The sequence below is a fragment of the Sediminimonas qiaohouensis DSM 21189 genome (genome assembly GCF_000423645.1).
GTDB classification, from domain to species: domain Bacteria; phylum Pseudomonadota; class Alphaproteobacteria; order Rhodobacterales; family Rhodobacteraceae; genus Sediminimonas; species Sediminimonas qiaohouensis.
Map to the genome: position 1 here is coordinate 1 of NZ_AUIJ01000012.1, position 26,040 is coordinate 26,040.

The 26,040-nt window shown below is 63.0% G+C and carries 25 protein-coding genes and 1 pseudogene; 17 read left to right on the forward strand and 9 right to left on the reverse strand.

Annotation, left to right across the window (positions count from 1 at the left end):
* The 12 genes and pseudogenes from G568_RS0111070 to G568_RS0111125 form a co-directional block, all read left to right on the forward strand.
* A pseudogene (locus G568_RS0111070) lies at positions 1-275 on the forward strand (IS5/IS1182 family transposase); the annotation flags it as partial.
* A 140-nt stretch (positions 276-415) separates the two neighbouring features.
* Entirely contained in the window at positions 416-1,474 is a 1,059-nt protein-coding gene (locus G568_RS0111075) for a permease (RefSeq protein WP_026758102.1), read from the forward strand.
* A 20-nt stretch (positions 1,475-1,494) separates the two neighbouring features.
* Positions 1,495-1,731: a thioredoxin family protein gene (locus tag G568_RS0111080; RefSeq protein ID WP_026758103.1), complete on the forward strand. Its 237-nt coding sequence runs from the start codon at positions 1,495-1,497 to the stop codon at positions 1,729-1,731.
* Entirely contained in the window at positions 1,728-2,639 is a 912-nt protein-coding gene (locus G568_RS18695) for an MBL fold metallo-hydrolase (protein ID WP_051202926.1), read from the forward strand. The genes G568_RS0111080 and G568_RS18695 overlap by 4 nt, the downstream gene beginning before the upstream one ends.
* Before the next feature lie 539 nt (positions 2,640-3,178).
* Complete coding sequence (locus tag G568_RS0111090) at positions 3,179-4,024, forward strand: arsenate reductase/protein-tyrosine-phosphatase family protein (protein ID WP_026758104.1); 846 nt, start codon at positions 3,179-3,181, stop codon at positions 4,022-4,024.
* Complete coding sequence (locus G568_RS0111095) at positions 4,021-5,019, forward strand: ArsJ-associated glyceraldehyde-3-phosphate dehydrogenase (RefSeq protein WP_026758105.1); 999 nt, start codon at positions 4,021-4,023, stop codon at positions 5,017-5,019. The genes G568_RS0111090 and G568_RS0111095 overlap by 4 nt, the downstream gene beginning before the upstream one ends.
* Positions 5,016-6,284: an organoarsenical effux MFS transporter ArsJ gene (gene arsJ, locus G568_RS0111100; protein WP_026758106.1), complete on the forward strand. Its 1,269-nt coding sequence runs from the start codon at positions 5,016-5,018 to the stop codon at positions 6,282-6,284. Before G568_RS0111095 ends, arsJ begins: the two co-directional genes overlap by 4 nt.
* A 485-nt stretch (positions 6,285-6,769) precedes the next feature.
* Positions 6,770-8,251 carry an ABC transporter substrate-binding protein gene (locus G568_RS0111105; RefSeq protein ID WP_245582932.1) on the forward strand — a complete coding sequence of 494 codons (1,482 nt, stop codon included), beginning with the start codon at positions 6,770-6,772 and terminating at the stop codon, positions 8,249-8,251.
* Positions 8,252-8,304: 53 nt separating this feature from the next.
* Entirely contained in the window at positions 8,305-9,291 is a 987-nt protein-coding gene (locus G568_RS0111110) for an ABC transporter permease (RefSeq protein WP_037374041.1), read from the forward strand.
* Positions 9,288-10,196, forward strand: coding sequence for an ABC transporter permease (locus G568_RS0111115; protein ID WP_026758109.1), 909 nt, complete (start codon positions 9,288-9,290; stop codon positions 10,194-10,196). Before G568_RS0111110 ends, G568_RS0111115 begins: the two co-directional genes overlap by 4 nt.
* Entirely contained in the window at positions 10,196-11,164 is a 969-nt protein-coding gene (locus G568_RS0111120; RefSeq protein WP_026758110.1) for an ABC transporter ATP-binding protein, read from the forward strand. Before G568_RS0111115 ends, G568_RS0111120 begins: the two co-directional genes overlap by 1 nt.
* Entirely contained in the window at positions 11,161-12,129 is a 969-nt protein-coding gene (locus tag G568_RS0111125; RefSeq protein WP_026758111.1) for an ABC transporter ATP-binding protein, read from the forward strand. Before G568_RS0111120 ends, G568_RS0111125 begins: the two co-directional genes overlap by 4 nt.
* Positions 12,130-12,346: 217 nt before the next feature.
* Here G568_RS0111125 and G568_RS20275 read toward each other — a convergent pair whose 3' ends face one another.
* A complete protein-coding gene (locus G568_RS20275; RefSeq protein WP_157084384.1) occupies positions 12,347-12,547 on the reverse strand; it encodes a hypothetical protein in 201 nt (66 codons plus the stop codon).
* Between the two features lie 197 nt (positions 12,548-12,744).
* Between G568_RS20275 and G568_RS0111135 the strand changes: the two genes are divergently transcribed.
* Positions 12,745-13,062: an ArsR/SmtB family transcription factor gene (locus G568_RS0111135; RefSeq protein ID WP_026758113.1), complete on the forward strand. Its 318-nt coding sequence runs from the start codon at positions 12,745-12,747 to the stop codon at positions 13,060-13,062.
* A 58-nt stretch (positions 13,063-13,120) separates the two neighbouring features.
* Positions 13,121-14,167 carry a permease gene (locus tag G568_RS0111140; protein WP_026758114.1) on the forward strand — a complete coding sequence of 349 codons (1,047 nt, stop codon included), beginning with the start codon at positions 13,121-13,123 and terminating at the stop codon, positions 14,165-14,167.
* Positions 14,168-14,181: 14 nt separating this feature from the next.
* Here the strand turns inward: G568_RS0111140 and G568_RS0111145 are convergent, their stop codons facing one another.
* The gene (locus tag G568_RS0111145) at positions 14,182-15,291 is read right to left on the reverse strand and encodes a cytochrome c3 family protein (protein WP_026758115.1); all 1,110 of its coding nucleotides are present in this window, start codon (positions 15,289-15,291) and stop codon (positions 14,182-14,184) included.
* 138 nt (positions 15,292-15,429) lie between these two features.
* Here G568_RS0111145 and G568_RS18700 point away from each other — a divergent pair, with 138 nt between their 5' ends.
* Together G568_RS18700 and G568_RS0111155 are read left to right on the forward strand one after the other, a co-directional pair.
* Positions 15,430-16,899 (forward strand): ferredoxin reductase family protein, encoded by a 1,470-nt coding sequence (locus tag G568_RS18700; RefSeq protein ID WP_051202927.1) that lies wholly within the window; start codon positions 15,430-15,432, stop codon positions 16,897-16,899.
* 33 nt (positions 16,900-16,932) lie between these two features.
* On the forward strand, positions 16,933-17,778 hold the full coding sequence (locus G568_RS0111155) for a DUF6544 family protein (protein WP_026758116.1): 846 nt from the start codon (positions 16,933-16,935) through the stop codon (positions 17,776-17,778).
* Positions 17,779-17,804: 26 nt separating this feature from the next.
* Here G568_RS0111155 and G568_RS18705 read toward each other — a convergent pair whose 3' ends face one another.
* Together G568_RS18705 and G568_RS18710 are read right to left on the reverse strand one after the other, a co-directional pair.
* Positions 17,805-18,758, reverse strand: coding sequence for an MBL fold metallo-hydrolase (locus G568_RS18705; RefSeq protein ID WP_051202929.1), 954 nt, complete (start codon positions 18,756-18,758; stop codon positions 17,805-17,807).
* 405 nt (positions 18,759-19,163) lie between these two features.
* Positions 19,164-21,065 carry an ABC transporter substrate-binding protein gene (locus tag G568_RS18710; protein WP_245582933.1) on the reverse strand — a complete coding sequence of 634 codons (1,902 nt, stop codon included), beginning with the start codon at positions 21,063-21,065 and terminating at the stop codon, positions 19,164-19,166.
* 145 nt (positions 21,066-21,210) lie between these two features.
* On the opposite strand from G568_RS18710, the gene G568_RS20280 reads away from it, so the two are divergent.
* The gene (locus G568_RS20280) at positions 21,211-21,447 is read left to right on the forward strand and encodes a hypothetical protein (protein WP_157084386.1); all 237 of its coding nucleotides are present in this window, start codon (positions 21,211-21,213) and stop codon (positions 21,445-21,447) included.
* An 86-nt stretch (positions 21,448-21,533) separates the two neighbouring features.
* Here the strand turns inward: G568_RS20280 and G568_RS0111180 are convergent, their stop codons facing one another.
* From G568_RS0111180 to G568_RS0111200, 5 genes are all read right to left on the reverse strand, one after another.
* Positions 21,534-22,349 carry a phosphodiesterase gene (locus G568_RS0111180; RefSeq protein WP_026758117.1) on the reverse strand — a complete coding sequence of 272 codons (816 nt, stop codon included), beginning with the start codon at positions 22,347-22,349 and terminating at the stop codon, positions 21,534-21,536.
* Entirely contained in the window at positions 22,349-23,380 is a 1,032-nt protein-coding gene (locus G568_RS0111185) for an ABC transporter ATP-binding protein (protein WP_026758118.1), read from the reverse strand. Before G568_RS0111185 ends, G568_RS0111180 begins: the two co-directional genes overlap by 1 nt.
* Positions 23,377-24,165, reverse strand: a complete 789-nt coding sequence (locus G568_RS0111190) for an ABC transporter permease (RefSeq protein WP_026758119.1) — start codon at positions 24,163-24,165, stop codon at positions 23,377-23,379. Before G568_RS0111190 ends, G568_RS0111185 begins: the two co-directional genes overlap by 4 nt.
* A gap of 4 nt (positions 24,166-24,169) precedes the next feature.
* Positions 24,170-24,973, reverse strand: coding sequence for an ABC transporter permease (locus G568_RS0111195; protein ID WP_026758120.1), 804 nt, complete (start codon positions 24,971-24,973; stop codon positions 24,170-24,172).
* 67 nt (positions 24,974-25,040) lie between these two features.
* Entirely contained in the window at positions 25,041-26,036 is a 996-nt protein-coding gene (locus tag G568_RS0111200; RefSeq protein ID WP_026758121.1) for an ABC transporter substrate-binding protein, read from the reverse strand.
* Positions 26,037-26,040: the final 4 nt, after the last annotated feature.

Sequence of the window (26,040 nt, forward strand, 5' to 3'; positions counted from 1 at the left end):
AAAACGCCAAGCCGTGGAAGACCGTCACCGCGGGTGCAATGGCCAGAAACGAGGCCCTGCGAGCTTCGAAATACCTCGGCCGCGCGATCTGGCGAAACTGGAGTGGATACCACCGCCGAAGCCGCGTCGAGACCAAAATGCACTGCGTGAAAATGCTGGGCCAGCGCCTCATGGCGCGGGACTTCGATCGTCAGGTTGCGGAAGTCCAAGTCCGCATCCTCGTCATGAACGGCTATACCGCGCTCGGCATACCCATAACTGAGCCCGTAGGATGAGTCTGTCTGGGGAAAGGGGGCGTCTGGCCTTCAACCAATTTGTGCAACAGAGTCACGCGCAATCCGAACCTCGCGCCGGACCTGTCGGCCGTGATCGACGCCGTGCTTGCAGCGGAGCGCCGATTCGAAAAGGACATCGCATGACAACCGAAACACATGACACCAGCACGCCACGTGGGCTGCCGGATTGGGCGTGGTACGCGTGCGTTCCCCTGGCCGCGATCATCTGGTGGGCGCTCTACAATCAGCTGATCCCGTTCTCGGAATGGGCCACGTCCCTGTTCCCGGTCGCACGGAATAGCCACACCGGCGAAGCCATTGTCTTTTTCATCTACGACGTGCCCAAGGTGCTCTTGCTGCTGACGGGCATCGTCTTTGTCACCGGCGTGCTGCGCAGCTGGTTCAGCCCGGAAAAGACGCGTGCGATCCTTGCGGGCAAGCGTGAGATCCTTGGCTACCCACTGGCTGCACTGCTGGGCGTGTTCACACCGTTTTGCTCGTGCTCTTCCGTGCCGCTGTTCATCGGCTTCGTCTCGGCCGGAATCCCGTTGGGGGTGACATTCTCTTTCCTTATTGCCGGGCCTCTGGTGGGGCCCGTGGGTCTCGGGCTGCTCTATGGCCTCGTCGGTTGGCAGATCGCCACGATCTACCTCGTCTTCGGTTTCACCATCGCAACGGTCGCGGGGTTCGTCCTCGGGCGCATGGGGCTGGAGCGGTATCTGCAGGACTGGGTGCGCGAGCTGAACGCGGGCCCGGTGGGCGATCTGCCCGAGGAGCAGTTGACGCTGGTGGACCGTCTGAAGATCGGTATCGACCAGGTGCGCGAGATCGTCGGCAAGGTCTGGATCTGGGTGCTGGTCGGCATCGGCATCGGCGCAGCGATCCACGGCTACGTTCCCGAGGCCATGATGCTGCGGATCATGGGTGGCGAGGCGTGGTGGTCCGTGCCGGCGGCGGTCGTGGTGGGAGTGCCCATGTACACCAATGCAGCAGGCGTCATCCCGATCGTCGAGGCGCTCTTGGGCAAGGGGGCCGCACTCGGTACTACGCTGGCCTTCATGATGAGTGTCATCGCGCTCAGCCTGCCCGAGATGATCATCCTCAAGCAGGTGCTGACCTATCGCCTGATCGCGATCTTCATCGCAGTCGTGTCGGCGGGCATCCTCGCCACCGGCTTTTTCTTCAATATCATTCTGTAACCCCCCAAAAGGAGACGCCCATGAAAACCGTCAAGGTCTACGGCCCCGGCTGCAAACGCTGCGAGACAACCGAAGCCATGGTCAAGGAAGCGGCGCAAAAGCTGGGCCTCGACGTGGAGGTCGAAAAGGTGACCGACCAGAAATCAATCGCGATGGCTGGCGTCATGTCCACGCCGGGCATCGCGGTCGACGGCAAGCTTGTGCATGCCGGCGGAGTGCCGGATGCGGTGAAGCTGGAAGGATGGCTCAGCGCATGATTCGTGGTCTTTTTGCCTTCGCCGCGCTTGCTGCGCCGACCGTCGCCGCCGCAGACGTCCTCGATATCCAGCCCGTCACTGACGATGTCTGGGCCATCGTGGGCCCGACCGAACAGCGCAGCCCCGAGAACCTTGCCAACAACGCGACCTTCGGGCTGGTGGTGACGGCGGAGGGCGCCGTGCTGATGGACCCGGGCGGGTCCTACACGGGCGCCGAAATGCTGCACGATGCGGTGCGCAGCATCACCGATCAGCCGGTGGAATACGTCATAAACACCGGTGGACAGGACCACCGCTGGCTTGGCAACGGCTATTGGCAGGCGCAGGGTGCCACGGTGATCGCCTCCGACGCGGCGGTGGAAGATCACCATGCGCGTGCCGAGGAGCACATGATCGCGCTGTCGCGGTTTCTGGACGACGGGCTGGCCGGGACCGAGCCAGCCTATGCCGATGTGACTTTCGAGGCCGACTACACGCTTGATATCGGCGGGCTGACCTTCGACATCATGCATCGCGGCGCCGCCCACACGCCGGGCGACAGTTTCGTCTGGCTGGAAGAGCGGGACGTGATGTTCACCGGAGACATCGTCTATGTGGACCGCATCCTCGGCAACGGTCCGGCACGCGATACCGACAGCTGGATCGCGGTGTTCAAGGCGATGGCGGCGTTTGACCCGGCGCATATCGTGCCCGGTCACGGTGGTGCGACCGATCTGGCCACCGCCACCCGCGACACCCACGACTACCTCGTGAACCTTCGCACGCAAATCGGGGCACTGATCGACTCGGGCGGTGACATCATGGATGCGCCGCAGATCGACCAGTCAGCCTGGTCTTATCTGAAACAATTCGACGCCCTCGCTGGGCGGAATGCACAAGCCACCTATGAAGAAATGGAGTGGGAATAGGAGGGGGGTTGCGTTGCGATCGCCTGCTGTCTTGTATCATCCGCACTTACGTTGCCCGGCGCTTCAGTCGCAATAAGTGGTAAGCAAGCCTTCCGTTTACCTGATTGCAATCTGCGCAGTGAAGGCCAGCTATTACAAATTTTGATCAAGAGTTGACGGGCCGCTTCGGGGCTGGGAGCCGCCGCTAAACGCGTCCTGCGTCAATGGCCGGTTAAGGCCGTTCGCAACGCCCTGCACGAAGGGTGAATTCGTGACGTTCACTGCATGTTTCACCCACGTCAGCACAGCCTCTGAAGCGGATATTGCAGAGAGTTCCCTATCGAATATCGCCCCGCGTCGCCGGTTAACCGCTCCGATCGTTTTACTGCGCACGCTGTCGCTGGGGCTATGCCGCCGAAGCATCCTCGGCACCGGGAGGCCCCCGCTTTCAGAATCTCCGCCGCTGCTCCGCTATCCGGCGTGGGGGAAAAGAAAAAAGCGGCAGGTGGAGGCGGCTCCAATGCCTTGCTTCTCAGTATTATTTCATTTATTCACGAAATATGGAAAAAATGATTCCCTCCCGCCTCGCGACACTCGGCCACCCGCAGCGCCTGACCATCTTTCGGCTGCTCATGCGCCGGTATCCGGACCGCTTGCCGGCCGGGGAACTGGCCGAGGTGCTGGGCCTGAAGGCATCGACGCTGTCGGCCTATCTATCCGCTCTGATGCAGGCCCGGTTGGTGACGCAAGAGCGGGTGGGAACCTCACTGCGCTACGCCATCGATATGACAGAGGTGCGACACACCTTCGACTACCTCCTCCTCGACTGCTGTCGCGGTCGACCGGAGGTCTGCTCGCCCGTCTCACTCCCACAGGTCACAGGAACAACGGCCATGTCCGACCCAAAGTACAAGGTGCTTTTCATCTGCACCGGCAACTCCGCCCGCTCGATCTTTGCCGAATCCATCCTTCGCAAGGAGGCCGGCGACCGCTTCGATGCCTATTCGGCGGGCACGAAACCTTATTCGGAACTCAACCCCTTCGCGCTCGAAGTTCTCGAACAGAAGGGGCATGACATTTCCGCCATGCGGGCCAAAAACGTATCCGAGTTCCACGGCGAAGACGCCCCGAGGTTCGATTTTGTATTCACGGTCTGCAATCAGGCTGCGAATGAGGACTGCCCGGCTTGGGAGGGGCAGCCCGTCAGCGCTCATTGGGGCATGCCCGATCCCGTGCAAGTGGAAGGCACCGATGCACAGAAAAGCCTTGCTTTCCACCAGGCCTACGGAGCGCTACAAAACAGGATCAAGGCGTTCACCGCGCTTCCGGTCTCCTCGCTCGACCGCATCTCGCTGCAGCGGGCAGTAGACGACATTGGCGCAGCGCAAACGGGAGCGTCGGCATGACCGTATATGCACTGAACGGACTCGGCCGAGTCGGCAAGCTGGCCCTGCGTCCCTTGCTTGAGCGGGGGGCGGAGATCGCCTGGATCAACGATGCGGTGGGAGATGCGCAAATGCATGCGCATCTGCTGGAATTTGACACGGTGCATGGGCGTTGGAATGCCTCCTTCGCGGCGGATGACGACAGCGTCACCATCGACGGCAGACGGCTACCCTTCATCGGCACAAAAGACCTCTCGTCTCTTCCGCTGGACGGCGTGGACGTGGTGATCGACTGCACCGGCGTCTTCAAGACCGAGGCAAAGCTTGCCCCGTATTTCAAGGCGGGGGTGAAAAAGGTGGTCGTCTCGGCGCCGGTCAAGGACGGGCCGACGGCAAACGTCGTCTTTGGCGTCAACGACGACGCCTACGATCCGACCCTGCACAGCATCGTGACGGCGGCCTCCTGTACGACGAACTGCCTCGCCCCGGTGGTCAAAGTGATCCACGAGAATTTGCGCATCCGTCACGGGTCGATCACCACGATCCATGACGTAACGAACACACAGACCATCGTAGACCGCCCGGCAAAGGATCTGCGCCGCGCGCGTTCGGCGTTGAATTCGCTGATCCCGACGACGACCGGCAGCGCCACGGCGATCACGCTGATCTATCCGGAACTGAAGGACCGCCTGAACGGCCATGCCGTGCGCGTGCCGCTGCTGAACGCGTCGATCACCGACTGCGTGTTCGAGGTCGAGCGCGAGACCACGGCAGAAGAAGTGAACGCTCTTTTCAAGGCGGCCGCCGAAGGGCCGCTGAAGGGCATCCTCGGCTACGAGGAACGGCCACTGGTGTCCGCCGATTACGTGAACGACGCCCGTTCCTCAATCGTCGACGCGCCCTCGACCATGGTCGTCAACGGCACGCAGGTGAAGATCTACGCCTGGTACGACAACGAGATGGGCTATGCGCACCGGCTGGTGGACGTGGCGCTGATGGTGGGGGCATCTCTGTGAGCCAGCATCCAGAAGGCCTTTCGGCCTATATCGCCGTCACTGCCTCCTACTGGGCCTTCATGCTCACGGATGGAGCGCTCAGGATGCTGGTGCTGCTGCACTTCCACACGCTCGGCTTCACGCCGGTGCAGCTTGCCTACCTCTTCGTGCTTTACGAGATCGCGGGGATGGTGACGAACCTGTCTGCGGGCTGGATCGCGGCGCGTTTCGGGTTGACCTCGACGCTCTATGCGGGGCTCGGCCTACAGGTCGTGGCGCTGCTCGCATTGGCGCAGCTCGACCCGGGCTGGGCGGTCGGGCTGTCTGTGGCCTTCGTCATGGTCGTCCAAGGCGCATCGGGCGTGGCCAAGGACCTCGCCAAGATGTCCTCCAAGTCGGCCGTGAAGATCCTTGCGCCGACAAACGCCGGCGGGCTCTTCCGTTGGGTCGCGCTCCTGACGGGATCGAAAAACGCGGTGAAGGGGCTGGGCTTTCTGCTCGGCGCGGCCCTTCTGGCCATTTTGGGCTTCGTGTGGGCGGTGCTATCGATGGCGGCCGTGCTGGCCGTCATCCTCGTGGCCGTCCTGATCGCCATGCCGCCGGGGCTGCCCAAAGGACGCAAGGGCGCCAAGTTCTCCGAGGTGTTCTCCAAATCGTCCAACGTGAACTGGCTCTCGGCCGCCCGCGTGTTTTTGTTCGGCGCACGGGACGTCTGGTTCGTGGTGGGCATCCCGATCTACTTCTATGCGGTCCTTTCGGACGGGTCGGAAGAGGGCAACCGCGCCGCCTTCTTCATGGTCGGCGCATTCATGGCGATGTGGGTTATTCTCTACGGCATCGTGCAAGCAACAGCCCCGAGGCTTCTGCGCGCGGCAACCCGGCCCGAGGGCGAGCTCGTCACCACCGCGCGCGGCTGGGCGTGGGCGCTCGCGGCGATCCCGGCGGCCCTGACCGCGGCGGCGCTGACGTCGCCCGAGCCGCAGCCCTGGCTCACCGTCACGCTGATCGCGGGGTTGCTCGTCTTCGGCGCGGTCTTCGCGGTGAACTCCGCGCTGCACTCCTACCTGATCCTCGCCTTCACCAAGGCCGAGCGGGTGACGATGGATGTCGGCTTCTACTACATGGCGAATGCAGGCGGGCGCCTCCTCGGCACGGTTCTCTCTGGCCTCACCTACCAAGTGGGCGGTCTTGGCCTAATGCTTGGCACGGCGACCGCGATGGTTGCGCTTTCGGCACTGGCGTCCGGCCGCCTTGACCCCGAGCACACGCAGGTCACCACGCAATGAGTGTCTTCGCACGATAACTGTCGGTCCGGGTCGCCCTCGCCGCAAGGCGCTCCCGGATGATCGACAGGTCCAGGGAAAGACACGCGTCAGGTCGATCGGGATGAGGGTGAGGTCACACCGGAAAGCCATGCGGCACCAACCCAGCGAATGGTCGATCGGTGTTAGAGTCAAACCACCCGAGAACTGGTGATCATCATATGACTATATGAATGGAACAGCGCTTTCTGCGTGCGGATGCAGGTGATGGCGGTCACCCCGGGGGGTGTCCGGCGCCTCCACGCCGGACTGCCGCGTTCAAACTGTGGACTACCGCAGCGCGAAAGTGCGTGCCTTTACACGGTTTCGGAATTGCGACACCATGCCGCGCATGACCGGGCCGATCATGCGCACAGACGCAGAAAACGGCCCTGCGAAATAGGGAGACACCGATGAATACATTACAAACAATAGCAACTGCGGCCGCGGTTGCCATAGGGACGGCCACAATGGTCCCGGCCCAGACCCTGAACTTCGCCTATGACGCCGATCCGGTATCGCTCGATCCACATGAGCAGCTATCGGGCGGCACCTTGCAGCTGTCACACATGATCTTCGATCCGCTGGTGCGCTGGAACAAGGATCTGGGCTTTGACGCGCGCCTTGCAGAAAGCTGGGAGCGGATGGACGACACAACGATGCGCTTTCATCTGCGGGATGGCGTGACGTTCCATTCCGGCAACGAGATGACAGCCGAAGACGTGGTCTGGACCATTGAGCGACTGAAATCTTCTCCCGACTTCAAGGGTGTATTCGCTGGCTGGACCTCGGCCGAGGCCATCGACGAGGATACCGTCGAGATCAAGACCGACGGCCCCAGCCCGCTGGTTCTGCACACGGCGACCTACGTGTTCCCGATGGACAAGGAGTTCTACGAGGAAGGCGGCGCCGAGATCGCCAAACATGGCGACAGTTTCGCCAGTCAGAACGTATCGGGCACCGGCCCCTTCACCATCGTGAGCCGCGAACAGGGCGTGCGCGTGGTGTTCAAGCGCAACCCCGACTACTGGGACGAAAGCAGCCCGGGCAACGTACAAAAAGCGGTCCTGACCCCGATCAAGGAAGCGCCCACTCGCGTGGCGGCCCTGCTGTCGGGCGATGTGGATTTCATCGCGCCGGTGCCCCCCACCGACCTGGAGCGGATCAAGAACGACCCCGACACCAAGTTGGTGACAGAGACCGGCACGCGCATCATCACGCTGCAACTGAACCAAAAGCGGCATGAGGCGCTGGCCAACCCGAAGGTGCGTCAGGCCATAGCCTATGCCATCAACAACGAAGGCATCGTGCAGAAAATCATGAAGGGGTTCGGCACCGTCGCGGCGCAGCAATCGCCCAAGGGCTATGTCGGTCACAACCCCGACCTCGAGCCGCGCTATGACGTCGCCAAGGCACAGGCGCTGATGGAAGAAGCGGGCTATGCCGACGGGTTCGAGGCCACGATGATGTGCCCCAACAACCGCTACGTGAACGACTTCAAGATCTGTGAAGCCTCGGCCGCGATGCTGGCCAAGATCGGGATCGAGATCGACCTCACCACCATGCCCAAGGCGCAATACTGGCCCAAGTTCGACGAACGCGCGGCCGACATCATGATGATCGGCTGGCATTCGGATACCGAGGACAGCGCCAACTTCAACGAGTTCCTGACCATGACCCCGAACCCCGATACCGGGCGCGGGCAATACAACTCGGGCAACTACTCGAACGCCGAAGTTGACGAGCTGACCATAGCCTCGCTGACCGAAACCGACCCGGAAAAGCGGGCGGAGATGCTGCAGCGGGTCGAGGAGATCCTTTACAACGAGGCGGCCTTCATCCCCTTCCACTGGCAGGACCTGGCCTGGGGCGCGCGCAAGGGCGTGATGATCGAGGATGTCGTCAACGTTATGAACTTCCCCTACCTGGGCGATCTTGTGATCAAGCAGTAATGTGATACAGGCGGGCCGGTCCACCCGGCCCGCCTGACAAATAGAAAGACCCCATGCATATTCTCGCATTCCTCCTTCGTCGCGGCGTTCAGGCTGTCGTCGTGATGTTCGTCATCTCGCTGATCGGGTTTTCCATTCAGGACAACCTCGGCGATCCGCTGCGCGAATTGCTCGGACAATCCGTGTCCGAAGAGGTCCGCAACGAAATGCGCGAGGAGATGGGGCTGAACGATCCCTTCGTCGTGCAATACATCCGCTTTCTAGGAGACGCGGTACAGGGCGACCTAGGCGATTCCTATTTCTTCAAACGTCCCGCGCTGGGCGTGATCATGGACAAGTTCTCGGCGACATTCGAATTGGTCCTCGGCGCAGTTTTCATCTTTCTTTCGCTATCGATCCCGGCAGGGATTTATTGCGCCATCCACCGCGACAGCCTTGTCACGCGCATCATCATGTCGGCCTCCATCATCGGGATTTCGGTTCCTGTTTTCCTGACGGCGATCGGCATGGTTTGGCTTTTCGGCGTGGAACTGGGCTGGTTGCCGGCATTCGGTCGCGGCGAAACAGTCGAGATGCCTTGGGGCTGGGATACCGGCCTTCTGACGTGGGACGGCATCAGCCACCTGATCCTGCCCTCGATAACGCTCAGCTCGATCATGCTGCCGCTTTTCATCCGCCTGATCCGGGCCGAGATGATGGAAACGATGAGCACTGACTACGTCCGCTTTGCCAAGGCAAAGGGGCTCAGCACCGCGCGCGTGCGCTATGTGCATGCCTTTCGCAACACGCTGTTGCCGGTGGTCACGGTGGGCGGGCTGATGATCGGCACACTTATCGCCTACACCATCCTGACCGAAACCGTCTTTCAATGGCCCGGCATGGGGTTCCTGTTCCTTGAGGCGGTAAACCGCGTCGATACCCCCCTGATTATCGCTTATATCATCGTCGTCGGCCTGATCTTTGTCGTGGTCAACACGCTGGTCGATTTCCTTTACACGCTCATCAACCCGATGGTGAAGCTCCCGGGGGGCAAGTCATGATCTCACTCAAGGGCTTCATCACGCGCTTCCTGTCTGATCCGGTTGCCATCGGGGCTGGCTCCGTGCTGCTTATCCTGGTGCTGATGGCGATCCTCGCGCCGTTTCTCGCACCGCAGAATCCCTACGACCTGATGCAGCTCGACATCATGGACAGCGAAATGCCCCCCAGCTGGAAACCCGGCGGAGATGAGCGTTTCCTGCTGGGCACCGATGCACAGGGGCGCGGGGTGCTGTCGACGATCATGTACGGCACCGGCATTTCGCTGCTGATCGGGATCGGTGCAGTGATCGTGCAAGGGGTGCTTGGCGTCACGCTGGGCCTGATCGCGGGCTATCGCGGCGGCTGGATCGACGCGTTCCTGATGCGGCTGGCGGATATCCAGATGTCGCTTTCCACGCTGATGATCGCGATCATCGTGCTGGCGATCTTTCAGGCGGCATTCGACGCCAATACATATGCCGATTACGCCATCTTCATGCTGATCGTGATCATCGGCGTGGCGGAATGGCCGAAATTCGCGCGCACGGTGCGCTCATCCGTTCTGGGCGAGAAGAGCAAGGAATATGTCGATGCCGCCCGGGTGATCGGCCTGCCACCGCGCAAGATCATGGTGACACATATCCTGCCCAACACGCTGACGCCGGTGCTTGTCATCTCGACCATCCAGGTGGCCGAGGCGATCATGACCGAGGCCGCGCTGTCGTTTCTCGGGCTTGGCATGCCCACGGACCGGCCCTCGCTCGGCTCGCTCATCCGATCCGGGTTCGAATTCATCTTCTCTGGCTCATGGTGGATCACGCTTTACCCGGCCATCGTGCTGGTTGTCCTGATCCTCGCCCTGAACCTGCTGGGCGACTGGTTGCGCGATGTGCTCAATCCGAAACTGCGCCGGGGGGATGACTGATGGCGATGCTTGAAATCAAGGACCTGCACGTCGCCTTCCCCAAGGGCAAGAAGTCCGAGGTCGAGGCGCTGCGCGGTGTCAACCTGACGCTTGAAAAAGGCGAGCGCCTTGGTGTTGTTGGGGAATCCGGCGCCGGAAAATCCATGCTGGCCTTCGCTATTCTGAACCTCATCGCCGAGCCGGGGCGCGTCTCGCAAGGAAGCATTGCCTTCCACGGCGAGAACCTCCTGGAGCTTTCCGAACGCGATATCCGCAGTATCCGCGGCAACCGCATCTCGATGATTTTCCAGGACCCGATGGTCACGCTCAACCCGGTGCTGTCGATCGGCACACAGATGGTTGAAACGCTCAAGGCGCATCGACGTATATCAGATGCCGAGGCGCGCAAGCTATGCATCGCCAAGCTCAAGGAGGTCGCGATCCCGTCAGCCGAAAGCCGGCTGGACGCCTACCCGCACGAGCTGTCCGGCGGGCTGCGCCAAAGGGTTGTGATTGCCATTGCGCTTTTGACCGATCCGGAACTTATCATCGCCGACGAGCCGACAACCGCCCTCGACGTGACCATCCAGGCCGAGATCATGGCCCTGATCCTCAAACTTTGCCGTGACAAGGATGTGGCCCTGATCCTCATTACCCATGATCTTGGCGTCGTGGCCGAGGTGACCGAGCGGATCATGATCATGTACGCGGGCCTGTGCGTTGAAACCGGCGCCACCCAGCAGATCATTCAAGCCCCGCACCACCCCTATTCCGCCGGCCTGTTGAAGGCGCTGCCGCAATTCGCGGGGCGCGGTACGCGGCTGTATCAAATCCCGGGGTCGATGCCGCCCATCACGGCGCTGCCACCGGGGTGCGCCTATCATCCGCGCTGCGAACGCGCGACCGATATGTGCAAGGCGCAGATCCCTCCGCTCGAACATGGCTGCGCCTGTTTCCACCCGCTCGATCAGACCGAGGCCGCCTCATGACAGACGCCATTGTCGAGACAAAAGGCATCGAGGTCCGTTTCCCGCTGCCCACCCATTTTTTGGCCAGGGAAAAACCCGTGCTTCATGCGCTCAACGGTGTGGATATCGCGATCCAGCCGGGCGAGTCGTTCTGCGTCGTGGGCGAATCCGGCTGCGGTAAAACCACACTGGGCCGCACCATCATGGGGCTTCAGTCCCCCACCGCGGGCGAGATATATTTCAACGGCCAACGCATAGACCAGATGGACGAGGCCGCGCGCAAACCCATCCGCCGCGATATGCAGATGGTGTTTCAAAATCCCTATGCGTCGCTCAACCCGCGCCGCAACGTGTTCGAAACGCTGGCCGAACCGATCCGCCACCTCATGCCCGAAAAGACGGGCCCGGAGGTGCGCGCGCAGGTCGAAGAGGTGCTTGCCGCCACCGGGTGCGATCCGTCCTGGCAGCGCAAGCTGCCGCATGAGTTCTCGGGCGGTCAACGACAGCGTATTGCCATCGCCCGCGCGTTGGTGACCAATCCCGCCTTCATCGTCGCGGACGAGCCGATCTCGGCGCTCGATGTCTCGATCCAGGCGCAGATCCTCAATCTGCTTGATGATTTGCAGGCCGAGCGAGGATTGACCTATCTCTTCATCACCCACGACCTGAGCGTGGTCGAACATTTCGGCACCCGCGTCGCGGTGATGTATCTGGGCCGGGTGATGGAACTGGCTGAAACCGACACGCTCTTCTCGGCGCCCAAGCATCCTTATACAAGGCTGCTGTTGGATGCGATCCCCAAGATCGAAGGTGGCTCTTTCGACAATCCCCGCGAACCGGGTGAGTTGCCCGATCCGGTCAACATGCCCCCCGGCTGCCCCTTCGCGCCGCGCTGCCCGATGGCAGAAGCGCGATGTCGGACCGAGCGGCCCGAACTGCGCACCCTGGACAACGGCACGCAGGCCGCCTGCCATTTCGCGGAGTGATTTGGGACCGACGGATTGATCGACGGTCATCGCAGTTTCACTAATTGGAAATGTGTGTTTTCCGCAGGTCAAAATACAAGAGGGGCACGGCACACCCGGCCAAGCCGACGATCCGACGCAAGCACAACCCGCTGCAGCGGCCGGGCCACCTGCTCCTGAAGCTGGTTACAAACCCGGCGACCTGGCTGACCGGCATCTTTGTACCTGACGGCGAACATCACCGGGTTGGACCTGTTGACGGTCGCGTGGGCGCCTGTCGTGGCGCCCACGCGATGCATGCGGCCTGCGCCGGCCAGATCGCTCCGCCCAGCACGACCAGCCAGCCAACCTTTCGCATATCGGCGGCGACCGGTGCGATGATCCTGTCTTTCTTGCGCGCCCATTGTCCGTCGGCGCGATCGCGTCCGGTGTCGGCCATGCCCGCGCATTAGCACTATTCGGCGCGCGGTTTCCATTCATCATCATGTGTCAAATGGCAGCGACAACCGCGCGCGGCGCGAGGCTTGCAAGACAACAGGCCTTTGGGTGTGGCCGATGTGGAGGCTGGCCAGCCTAACCAATGCAAAGTAAAGAAAAAAGATTCGACAAAACCGGATTTTTGGTTATATTAGAGGTATGACAACGACAAGCCCCAATGCCCGCGCACTGGCCGCCCTTGGCCATGATGCCCGCCTCTCGATTTTTCGCCTGCTGGTCAAGGCCGGGGAAGACGGCCTGCGCGTCAGCGACATCGGCGCGCATCTGGGTTTTGCACCATCGACGCTGGCGCATCACCTGTCGACACTGGTCGATGCGGGCCTTGTGGTGCAGCACAAGGAGGGCCGCGAAGTCCTTAACAAGGCGGACTACCCGGCGATGCAACGCGTGTTGGGGTTCCTGACCTCGGAATGCTGTACCGGCGTGAGCCTCAGTCCCGAAGGGGACGCGGCCTGATTAGGTCGCTGGGTCAATTTTTTTGATCCTAAATAACTAAAAAACTAGAGGTGCAGATATGTCAGATACCAACCTAACCCCTACCGCAGCCGCCGGTTTTGCCCGCTCCTTGTGGCGCGATCACCGCGTATGGCTGGCTTCGGGGCTGATCCTTGCCGGTGTCGGCGTTGTCGATCCGGGGCAGGCGCGCGATAGCGTGGCCTTCACCGCGACCGCGTTGCTGAACACGGCGCCGTTCCTGTTGCTGTCTATCCTTGTCGCCGCATGGGCGATGGCAACCGGCGCCGATAACCTGATCGCCAAGGCGTTCACCGGGGCGCCCGCGGTGATGATCTTCATGGCGGCGCTGGCTGGCGGGCTGTCTCCGTTCTGTTCCTGCGGGGTTATTCCGCTGATCGCCGCGCTGCTGGCGATGGGCGTGCCGCTGTCGGCGGTCATGGCCTTTTGGCTCGCCTCTCCGGTGATGGACCCGTCGATGTTCGTTCTGACGGTCGGGGTGCTGGGCCTGGAATTTGCCATGGCCAAGACGCTGGCGGCCGTGGGCCTTGGCATTTTCGGCGGTTGGGCGGTTCATCTTCTCGCCCGCGTCGGGGGCTTGTCCGCGCCGCTGCGCGACGGGATCGGCGGCGGTTGCGGCGGTGGCAAGCTGCGCGAGCCCAAGCCGGTCGTCTGGCGGTTCTGGCAAAGTGCGGACCGGCGCGCGCAATTCGGGCGCGAAGCGCTGAGTGTCGCGCTGTTCCTGGCAAAGTGGCTGACGCTGGCGTTTCTGCTGGAAAGCCTGATGATGGCCCTCGTCCCCGCCGAAACGGTGACGTCGGTCCTGGGGGGCACGGGGCTTGGACCGATCGCGCTTGGCACCCTGGTGGGCGTTCCGGCCTATCTCAACGGCTATGCGGCGCTTCCGCTTGTTGGCGGCCTGATCGAGCAGGGCATGGCGCATGGCGCGGGGCTTGCCTTTCTCGTGGCGGGCGGCGTTACCTCGCTGCCTGCGGCCATCGCTGTCTGGGCGTTGGTCAAGCCGCGGGTGTTCGTTCTCTATCTTGTGCTGTCGCTCTCGGGGGCTTTCGCGGCCGGGCTGCTGTTCCAGCTTTGGATCGTCGCATGACCACGTCCTGATCGTCAGGGACGAGGCCGCCCGCGCAGGTCCACGTCGATCACTTGCCCGAGGTCCTCAAGGCTGTCGTGAAGCAATTGCAGCAGATAGCGGGGATTGTGCGCGAACCCGCCGGGGTCCTTCTTGACCATTTGGTAATTGTAGGCGGCCCTGAGCAGACGCGGCGTCCAGGATTGATAGCGGTTGGGATAGCCGCCCTCGTCCGGGCCGATCCGCCCGTCGCCATCGGCGTCGGCAAAGAAATAGGGGTATTGCCCCGGCGCATAGGCAATCGGGACACCGATGCTTTGGGCGGCATAGGTGCGGATCGCGGCCTCCAGCTGTTTGTGCAGCCCAACGATTTCCTCGTGAATGCCGCCCGATATATCGCCGTCGCCGTCGAAATCATCGTGCTGGGTGCGTATGTCGCGGACGGTATCGACGCCGCGATGGCAGCTCAGGCATCCGTCGGGATCCACCTGTGTGCTGTGCGGATCGTGGCAGGCGGTGCAACTGCTGGCGCTGGGGACATGGGCAAAACGCCCGGCATAATCCTTGCCGGGATAGTGATAGCCGCCGCGCACCTCCGCGCCGCCCATCACCGCTGCGGCAACTGCGTAATGGATATTGATAAACTGCAGGTCGGCCGAGACGGTGTCGGCATCGATCCCGGTTGCCGCGCTATCGACATCTTCGCCCGATTGCCGGCCACTGTGACAGACCGTGCAAACGGCTGACGCGTCCAGCCCGCCAACCGAGGCCCCGGATGGGAACGTGACGCTATCCAACGCCTGGGCCGCCTCGTTATGGCACGATGCGCAGCCAATGGGTGCATTGATGGCTGCGGCGTGGTCGATCACACCGGGTTGCGATTCGTCCGCGCCCAGGTAGTCCAGGAACCCGGGCTGCGAATGGCAAGCGGCGCAATCGGGCGGCACGGCGCCGTCCTTGTTCCAGTAGGTGAAGGCCAAGGCGCCGTAATCGCTATGGGGGGCGCTCAGCCAATCATGCACGATCGCGGGTAGCTCACCCTTGTCCGGAGACGACGTGCTTTGCTGCGCCAATGTCCCGGCAGGGGTGAAACCCCAGGCAAACAGTATCATGACGATGGTCAGGGCCAAGTGGCGCGGTGTCATCTTGAATTCCCTCGCTCATATCGAAGTTGCCTTATAGGAAAGCATACCACACATTTTCCCCGTCTCCATTGCGCAGGATCAACGCACGGACGACAAATGCAGCTCAGTGTGCGACGGCAAACCGGAGGTATACCAACGATGGCCACGCGGACCCAATCGCAAGAGCTTCGGCCAACCGATGACTGGCCGGTGTTTTCGGCGCGTGCGATGGCTGCGGCTTACCTGTTGGTCTGTTTGCTGCCGCTGGCATTGGCGGGGGTCTCGCGAAGTGCGCCGCTGGACCCCATTGAGGCGATCGGCGCGGGGCTGGGCCTGTCGGGCATGGCCGCCATGGTGGTGCAGGTGGTGACCTCGGGGCGGTTTCGGCATGTCTCTGGCGGCATGGGAATCGACCGGATCATGGCATTTCACAAGATCGCCGCGTACTGGGTTCTGCTGGTGCTGCTGCTGCATCCCCTGGCCTATGTCCTGCCGACATTTCTGGACGATCCCGCGCGCGGTGTTGAGCGGTTGCGCGCCTACCTGCTCCTTCCCGACTACCGGACTGGTGTTGCCGCGCTGCTGGCGCTGGTGGTTCTGGTCGTGATGGGCGTGGCGCGCGCAGTGTTCAGATACGAGGCATGGCGCGGCAGCCACGTCATCCTGGCGCTGATAGTGCTGAGCGCCGGGATGCATCACGCGCTGACCGTCGGACGGCTGAGCAGCATCGGCCCATTGCATTGGGCCTGGTGGGCGGCGGCCGGGGTTGTGGTGGCAGCCTTTGCCGTGCTTTACGGCTGGCGTTGGTTCGCTCTGCTCCGCCGACCCTGGCGCCTGCACGCGGTCAACAAGAAGGCCGACCGCACCTGGGAGCTTGATATCGAGCCCGTGCCGGGCACCTCGCCGCTGCGCTACCGGGCCGGGCAATTCGTCTGGATGACCGAGGGCGCGCGCCGCTTTCCCCTGTTCGATCATCCCTTTTCGATCGCAAGCAGCCCGCAGCGCGAGCAACTCAACCTGATCATCAAGGAGGCCGGGGATTTCACCCGAAAGATCGGCGATCTGGCGCCCGGCACGCTGATCGGGATCGATGGCCCCTATGGCACCTTCACGCTTGACCGTCATCACGGCGATCACGTCGTGCTTATCGCGGGCGGGGTGGGCATTGCGCCGATCATGGGATTGCTGCGCGATCTGGTCGCCCGGCGCGATCCGCGCCCGGTTCGCGTTGCCTATGCCGCCGGCCGCCCCGAGAACATGGCCTGCCTTGACGAGATCGAGGCGGCGAAAACGGTGCTGGACCTCAAGGTGATGCTGATCAGCGAAGAACCGGCCGAGGGATGGACAAACCCGACAGGCCTGCTTGACCGTGGAAAGCTGACCGAGCTTCTTGGCGGGCTTGATCCGGAACGGACGGTGGTCCTCATGTGCGGGCCGGGCGCCATGGTGACGCAGGTCTCGGATATGCTGCTGGACGTGGGGGTGCCGATGAACGGCATCGTCTACGAGCGGTTCGACTACGGCGGCGGCCTGTCCGCACGGCAGGACCGTCAACGCACGCACGCGTTTCTTGGCCTGTTCATGGTGTTGAGCGTATCCGTCATAGGGTTGTCGGTGTTGCTCTTCTGAGGGCAGGTCGAAGTCAGACAGGAGGCGTATCGCATGAAATTCGTAGTGGCGCTGGCTATCGTGTTGGCTGTCGTTTTGGCTGGCCTGATCTGGCTTGCGCTATACGACAAACGCGCCGATGCGGCGGAATGGCGGCGTTTGGCCGCGCTTCAACCCGAAGATCCCCGGCGCTTTTCCGACTCCATGGTCGCGGACCTGCCAGAGCCGGCCCGGCGATACTTCGGCTACACCATCGCGCCCGGCACGCCGCTCTTGCCGGTTGTCCAGATCGACATGACCGGGCGGTTCAGCCTCGGAACAAAGGACGATCCGCGCTATCAGCCCATGCAAGCACGCCAGATCCTTGCCGTGCCCGAGGGGTTCGTCTGGTCGATGCGAACGCTTGGTGGACTGCCGCTATCGGGGTCGGATACCGGGCGCTGGACCCGCTTTCGCATGCTCTGGCTGATCCCGGTCGCGCGAATGGGCGGCACGTCCGATCACGAAAGATCGGCCTTTGGCCGGTACGTGGCCGAGGCGGCGTTCTGGTCCCCCGCCGCGCTGCTGCCGGGGCCGGGGATCACATGGGCGCCCGTGGATGGCGACACCGCCCGCGTCACCGTCAGCCACGAGGCGCTGACGCAATCCGTTGATATCACCGTCGATACTGAAGGGCGGCCCGTTCAAGTAGCGTTTCAGCGCTGGAGCAACGCGAACCCGCAAAAGGTGCACCGGTTGCAGCCGTTCGGCGGATACCTCTCGGACTTCCGCAAGGTTGGCGGCTACCGCCTTGCCCACCGGGTCGAGGCGGGCAACATGTTCGGCACCGACGACTATTTTCCGTTCTTCATGGCCGACATCAGCGCGATCCGGTTCCCCGGCAGCCATGACGCGCCCTGAGCGCCGGTCGCGGCGGGCAGCGGATCCTATTCCCACTCCATCTGTTCATAGGTGGTTTGCGCGTTGCGCCCCGCCAGGCTGTCGAACTGCGCCAAATAGGAAAAGGCCGTCTGGTCCACCTTCGGTGCCTGCATGATGTCGCCGCCCTCGTCTATCAGGGTGCCGATCCGGGTGCGCAGGTTCACCAGGTAGTCGTAGGTGTCGCGGCGTGCCTGCTCAAGCGTCGTGGCAGGGCCGTGCCCCGGCACAACATGGGCGGGGGCATATGCCGCCATCGCTTCGAAGGCCTTGATCCAGCTCCGAACATTGGATTGGCTGCCGACCCCCAGTATGCGCTGGACATAGACGATGTCCCCGGTGAACATCACGCTGCGATCTTTCAGCCAGACGAAACTGTCGCCGGGCGTGTGCGCCTGGCCGCGATGCATGATCTCGAAGGTGAAACCGCCGACATCAAGCGAATGATCGGTGTCAAAGGTGACATCGGCATAGGCCGGCTCGGTCCCGTCCAACCCGTCCCCGATCAATTGCGCCAGCGCCGTCATCTGCATCGAGCCACGATCCTTGTGATCGGCAACCGCCGCCTCGGACGCGATCACGGTCGCGCCCTGCGCCTGCCAATATCCGTTGCCAAGCCAGCGGTGATCCTGCCCGCCGGTGTTGATGACATAGGTCACGGGCTTGTCGGTGATTGTGTCAATGGCGGTGTCGATCATCTTGGCCCCCTTCCACGATCCGCCCGGATCGATCAACACGACGCCCGCGCCGGTGACGACCACGCCAAACGTGGCGTTGTTGCCAAGGTTCGCTGGATCGCGCTGCGTCATCGGGCCGACCAGAGCCCAAACGTCTTTGGTGACGGCTTGGATTTCAAGAGTACCCGCATGCGCCGCCCGTGGCACGGCGGCCGCGACGGCGCAGGCGACCAGGACCATAAAGGCACCTAGACGCCCGGCGGTGGCAGTCAGTCGTGTTTGCATGGTCGCACCCTTCCCTGTGTTCCCCACATCTCATATGCGCCATAATCGATGTGATCGAAATGTGCCCTGCCGTCGCAGGGGCCCGGCGCGCGGTTGACCCGCCGCGCGCCCCCGCCTTGGGCCGGCACTGTACGAATCGCACATCTCACGCCGCGAAACGTCCGTTTGCGCGCAAGCGCCAATCGTTGCCCGACCGTGCGGCGTGGTAACGATCACGCCGGTTTCGTGAGAACAGCGCCGTGCAAGACGGCGATTCCGCGGTCGATCGAATGGGCGACGAGGCTGCGTTGGCGATGTCACACCCGGTCAAGCTGACTTTGAGGCGCGGCCGGGAGAATGTTGTTTTCATGCGCTTTTTCTCGCGGCGTTTGCATCGGCGCCCCGAATAGAAGGGCGCTGGCCGGATCATGGGCGGCGATCATGCGCATCGGCAACCTCGACCGTCTCGGCGCGCACCAGAGCCTGCCGTCCCGGCAACAGCAGCTTGGGCGGCTGCAAGGTGGCGAGGGTCAGCCGCAGGTCGGGATGGGCGCGGAATTCCGGCAGCGCCGGTGTCCAGCGCCGCGCGGGCGCGCTCGGCCATCGGATAGGTGGATAGGCCGGGATTGTTCTGGAAGTAGTAGTTGCCGATCTGCGAATGCCCCGAGAGCGGCACGTGGCTGACGACCAGGAGCGGGCGATCGGCGGCTTGGGCCAGGCGCTGCAACCACAGCAGGTCGGCCTCGCGCAGAACAAAGCCCGAGTGATCGGCGCCGCGGTGGATGCGACTGTCGGCGCGCCACAGCGCGATGCGCCAGCCGCCATATCGTGGATTTCATGACCCAGCGACTGACCGAGGAGTTCCTCATTCTGCGCAACGCTCAGGTGATCGCGGTCGTGATTTCCGTTAAGGTGCCAGATCGGTTTCTCGACCGCGCGGAAGGCCTCGGCCACCTCGGCCCCGAGCCGCAGATCGGTATCGCGATCAACGTCGGAAATCCGGTCGCCCAGATCGAGCACATAAGGGATGTGGCCCGGCTTCGGTGCCCAGTTCACGTCCTTGCGCATCGCCCAGCTTTCAAACGGACGGTAAAGCGGCAGTACCGGCGGGTCCTGCTTGATGCGCTCCATCAGTTCGGCATAGGCGGCCTTGCGGGTCTCGACATCGGTGGAGAAACGGAACCGCTCCCAGATCTCGGCGTATTCTGCGTCGGTGTTGAAGCGCCCTTCGCCCTCGGACGGTCCGTTCGGGGCCCACATCACCCCGAAAGAGCCGAACGGGTCGGCGAAATACATCGGGTTCGACCAGTTGCGGGTCATCATCTCGGGCGATCCGCAGGACCATTTCTCGGCGATGTTCACACGGCCGTTGATGCCGACCTCCTTCCACATCTCGGTGATGGCCTGGGCGGCCAGCAGACCATTGGTGTAGTATGTCGGGTGGGTGTCGAAGGTGATCTCGAACCCGTCATAGCCGACCTCTTTCAAAAGCTCCTTGGCCTTTTCGGGGTTGTATTCGAAGGTTTCCAGTTCGGGTATGTAGAGTGCGCCGTATTCCTCGAGCGTATGGGTCGAAGGGACCACCGCCTTGCCCAGCCACAGCGCCTCGTTGAGCATGTCGCGGTCGATGGCCATGCTCATCGCCTGGCGAATGCGCGGATCGCGCAACTTGGGGTGATTCACGTTCATGATCATGACGTGAAACAGCGGCGTGGCGCTGCCTACCGTGCGCAGGTTGCTGTCGCCCTCGATCAGCGCCAGCTGGTCGGGCGCGATGTTGGTGATGATATCGGCCTCGCCTGTTTTCAGGGCAGTCAGGCGCGAGGCGGTTTCCGGGATGTGCTGAACGGTGACCTTTTCCAGCGGCGCCTTGTCGCCCCAGAAGCCGTCGAAACGTTCCCAGGCCACGCGCTCGCCCGGCACGAATTCGGCCACGCGGTAGGGGCCGGTGCCGACCGGGGCCAACGAGAAGGCCTCGAAATCATCATGTTCGGCCACTTTCGGGTCGCCTGTCAGGCCCTTGGTGTAGTCTTCGGGGATGATCATGACCTGCTGCAGGTTCAGCAGGGTTTCCCACAGCGGCTCTTCCTTTTCGACGCTGACGCGCACGGTCAACTCGTCGACCTTTTCGGCCTTGACGAAATTGCCAAGCCGATCGCGCGAGCGCACCACGTAGGGCGGGAAATCGGCCTGGTACATGCGGTTGAGCGAGAAGACGACGTCGTCCGCGGTCATCGCCTCGCCGTTGTGGAAGGTCACGCCCTCGCGCAGTTTCAGTTCCATGACCTTGGGCTCGACCAGCTTCCATTCGGTGGCCAGCGCCGGCACCCATTCGGTGTCCAGCGTGTCGTGGTTCTTGCCGATCAGGGTGTCGAAAGCGTTGTAGTAGAATTGCGAGCCGACATTGGAATGGTCGCGGCCGGGGTCGAGATAGCTCGATACGTTGGCGGCGCCGACGGTGAGGGTCTGGGCCGTGGCGGCCGAGGCCAGAGATGCCGTCTACGAGGCGGTCGCGCTTGGGATCGGGGGCGGCTTCATGTGGCGTTTCGGAACCTACCGCTCAGACACCGTGCGCCGCATCAGGGTGCCTGAATTCGCGTCCACCGTGGATGAGGCCGTATTTGTCCTTGCCGACGAACGGAATTCGCTCGTTGATCTATTTTTCAACGTCGCCAGACAGCTCCGGCCAGATGTGTTGATACAGATCTGAGATTTCTTGAATGGCGGGATCTTCAATTTCTGTGCCGGCATCCCCAAACAAAAGCAACGCCACGCCTGAAATCTCCGGGAACGATGTCAGTCCTGAAATGGCCAGGGTCCGGGGAAGGTGCCTGTCGGAAGGGCGTCCGAGACAAGACCGCCATGCGCCGCGCCTTGCCAGCGGTAAACCGTCACCGCCCCCGGCTCCAGGGTCAGAGCCGCCTCGACATCCTGGCGATGGTCGGTCGCGACCGCGTGACAGGGCGCTGGGGCGATCTGGCAGGGAATGCGCCCGATCTGGCCGGTCACCGCCCGGTGGACATGACCCGAGATCATGCGGAGCTGGCCCGGGTGGGCCTCGAGCCGCTTCATCAGTGCGGCACCGTTGCGCAGGTTGTCGGCATCCATGGCCGGATTGCCGGCATGCATCCAGGGGTGATGGGTGGCCACGACCGCGGGCTGATCGCCGATGGCGCGGAGCGAGGCGTCGAGAAAGGCGAGCGCCTCGGGCGCGAGCGCACCATGATGGGCGCCCTCGAGCAGGGTGTCGAGGGCGATCAAGCTGAAATGCCCAAAGTCCCGGGTCCAGTGGATTGGTCCCTCCGCGGGCATCCACGGCTGATCTGAGAAGGCCGCACGCATAGCGTCGCGCCGGTCATGGTTGCCCGGAATGGCCATCCACGGCAGGTCGAGGTTGGTCATCAGCGATGCAAAATGGGCGTATTCCTCCGGCGTGCCGTGATCGGTCAGGTCGCCGGTCACGATGGCACAGTCGATTCCGTCCATCAGCGGCAGCTTCGCGTTGATCGTCCCGATCGCCCGCTGCAGGGCGGTTGCCGTGTCGGAGCGGCCATAGGCCAATGCGCCCCGGGGAACGATATGCGTGTCGGTGATCTGGATGAACCCGGGCATCAGACGACCTCGTCTTCGGGCAGGATCAGGATCGCTTCGGGCGCGATAGACAGGCGCACGGTTTCGCCCGGTTGCGGGGCGCTCAGGCCACTGTGCAAGGCGAACAGCGGGCCGGGCGCGGCACCAGACAACGCGATCCGGTAGTGGGTCCCGAGAAAGGTCACAGTTTCGACGCGCGCGGCCACCGGGCCTTCGGCGTTTAACCGGATGTCCTCGGCGCGGGCGTAGGTGGCGTGCCCTTCCGCGGCCCCGACAAGGGGAAGCGAGCCGCCGTCGAGATGCAACTGGTCCGCCTCGACCCGGCCCTGCAGGCGCATGGCGTCGCCCACGAAACGCGCGACAAAGCCGGTCGCGGGCTTGCGATAGAGCGCCTCGGGCGTGCCGATCTGGACGACCTGCCCCTGGTTCATCACGGCCACGCGGTCCGCTATGGCCATGGCCTCGTTCTGATCGTGGGTCACGAAAATCGCGGTCGTGCCGAACCGGCGCAGGAGCATCGCCAGTTCGTCCCGCAACTCGCCCCGCAGCGCGGCATCCAGCGCTGAAAGCGGCTCGTCAAGCAACAGCACGCGCGGGCGCGGCGCGATGGCGCGGGCCAATGCCACGCGCTGGCGCTGTCCGCCCGACAGCGCGGTGATCGGCCGTTCGGCATAGGGCTCCAACCGGCACAGGGCGATGACTTCCTCGACACGCACGTCGACTTCGGCCTTAGTCAGTTTCTGCATCTTCAGGCCGTAGCCGATGTTGCCGCGCACCGACATGTTGGGAAACAGCGCGTAGGACTGGAAGACCATGCCGATCCTGCGTTGTTCGACCGGCTGGCGGGTCACGTCCTCTCCGTCGAACCTGATTTGTGCCCCGGGGTCCGGTGCCTCAAGCCCGGCAACGATCCGCAGCAGGGTGGATTTTCCGCACCCCGAGGGGCCGAGCAGCGATACGATCTCGCCCCGGGCGATCTCGAGATCCGTCGGCAGAAGCGCCTGGGTGCCGCCGGGAAAGGTCTTGGCGATGTTGGTCAGGGTCAGTGTCATTGCATATTCCTCTGGGCGCGTGCGCTTGCCCATTGCATGGCCATCAGAAGCGGCACGATCATCACGAAAAAGACCAGCGTGTAAGCCGAAGCAACCTCCAGCCGCATCGAGGCGTAGCTGTCGGCAAGGCCCACCGGCAAGGTCTTCAAGTAAGGTGTGTGCAGCATCCAGGTCAGGTTGAATTCGCCGATCGAAAGCGTCACCACGGTCAGCGCCCCGGCGAGGATCCCCGGCAACGCGTTCGGCACGACGATATCGACGAACCGCCGCGCGGGCCGGGCGCCAAGCGACGCTGCCCCTTCCTCAAGCGATCTCAGGTCGATGGTGGCAAGGACCGACAGGACCGAGCGCACCATGAACGGCAGCGTATAGAGGACGTGACCGACGAGAATGAAGCTCCAGTTGGTGCGGAACCCCTGGTACGTGCCGTAGAGCTGCAGCAGCGCCAGTGCCAGCGCGAGACCGGGAATGGCCAGCGGCAACGAGGTGAATTCCTCCAACACGCGCGACGCCCGGCCGGGATTGCGCGCAAGGGCATAGGCCGCCGGCACCCCGAGGATCAGGGTCACGGCCAGGCACGCCAGCGCCAGCCGGATCGACAGAAAGATGCTGCCGGAATAAAGCTCCCAAACCTCGCCGACCCACTTCAGCGTCAGGCCGGAAGACAGGCCCCTGAAGTAGTTCACAGTCAGCCCGGCCTGAACCGACTGGATGATCGGGATCAGCAGGAAAGCACAGGCCAGAAGCGTGACGATCAGCGCGATGAGCTTGGTAGGGGTTTTCATCTGCTTACCCTCCTGCCGCAACGGTTTGTCCGGAGATGCTGCGCGCCATCAGCAACATGATCCATGTCACCAGCCCCAGGGTCACGGACAGGGCCGAGGCCATGGCGATCTTCGCCGAGAGGGTGAATTCGGTGTAGATTACCATCGGCAGCACATCGATGTCGGTGGCCAGCGTAAAGGCGGTGCCGAATGCGCCCATTGCGGTGGCAAAGGCGATCGCCCCGGCCGCGGCCAGTGCCGGCGCAAGCGCGGGAAGCAGCACGTCGAGGATGATCCGGTGCGGCCGCGCCCCGAGTGTCCGCGCCGCTTCCTCCAAGGCCGGATCGATCTTCTCGGCGGCGGCCATGACGGTTAGAAGGACGCGCGGGATCGAGAAATAGAGATAGCCCAGGAACAGGCCGAAAACCGAATAGGCAAAGACCAAATGACCCGGCACGATCTGGTTCACGAGGCCTTGCCGACCGCCAAGAAGAATGATCATGAAGCCCACGACGACGCCCGGAAAGGCCAGCGGCAGCGTCAGGATCGACAACAGGGCATTGCGGCCTGTGAAACGGTTACGGACAAGAAACAGCCCCGCAGTGGTCGAGATCACCAGCGCGGCCGCCGTGACAGCGAGCGAGACGGCAACCGTCTGCACCAGCGTCGACAGGTATCGCGGGGTTTGCAGGATCTGCAGGTAGATACCCCAGCCCGCATCGCTTTCGCTGGACGCCATGATCAGCCGCGCCAGCGGAAGCGCCAGAAAGGCCAGGGTGAAGATGGCCAGCGGCACCAGGCAGAGCATCACGAAGTGGCGCTGCGTCATTGTTCAGTGTCCTTGCATTCTGTGAAACGGGCGGGGCACATGTGCTCCGCCCGGTCCGGCGTGGCGCTTAGTCGACCTCGGAGAGGTACCGCTCACCAAAGCCCGCCTGCGCGCGTTCCATCTCGGCGTAGTCCACGGCAACCGCACGGTCGTAGTCGGAAGCCGGCAGGAACTTTTCTGCCACCTCGGCCGGCAACTCGACCGGACGCGCGGGCTGCAGATAGGCATTCGTCCAGATCGCCTGACCTTCATCGGACATGATGAAATCCAGCACCTTCTTGCCGGTCTCTTCATGCGGCGCGTTCGCCACGAGGCTCATGACATAGGGCACGCGCACCGAGCCCTCGCAGGGCAGCACGAATTCGAAGTTGCCGTCCTCTTCGTATTTGCCGCGATAGGCGTTGAAATCGTAGTCGAAGAGGATCGGAATCTCGCCGGACACGACGCGGGCGAAAGACGTCTGCTTGGGCACGATCGGATCGTTCTCGGCCAGCGTGTTGAAGTACTCGATCGCCGGGTCGAAGTTGCCCAGATCACCACCATTGGCCATGTTCACCGCCACGGCGCCGGCATAGCCGACGAAGGCCGACGACGGGTCGAGATAGCCCACCATGCCGCGATATTCGGGCTTGGTCAGATCGGCCCAGCACTGCGGCACCGGGGCACCGGCAAGCGCATCGACGTTCACGAAGAGGCCAAGCGTGCCATAGTGCGTGGCGAACCAGCGGCCCTCGGGATCCTTCAGGCCGTCCGGGATCTCGTCGAAGCCTGCGGGCTTGTACGCCTGCGCAACGCCTTCGCTGCTCGCCTTGATGCCGGTGGTGACGCCGTAATAGGCGATGTCGGCCACCGGGCTGGCGCGTTCGGCCAGCAACTGGCTCAGGGTCTGGCCAGAGTTCTTGTTGTCATGCGGCATCTGGACGCCAAGCTCTTCTTCGACAGCCTCCAGCATCGAGGCCCAATCGGCCCATTGCGGCGGGCAGTTGTAGCAGACGGCATCTTCGGCAAAGGCCGGTGCGGTGATCGCAGTTGCGAAAAGCGCAAAAAGAACAGTATGTTTCATTAGT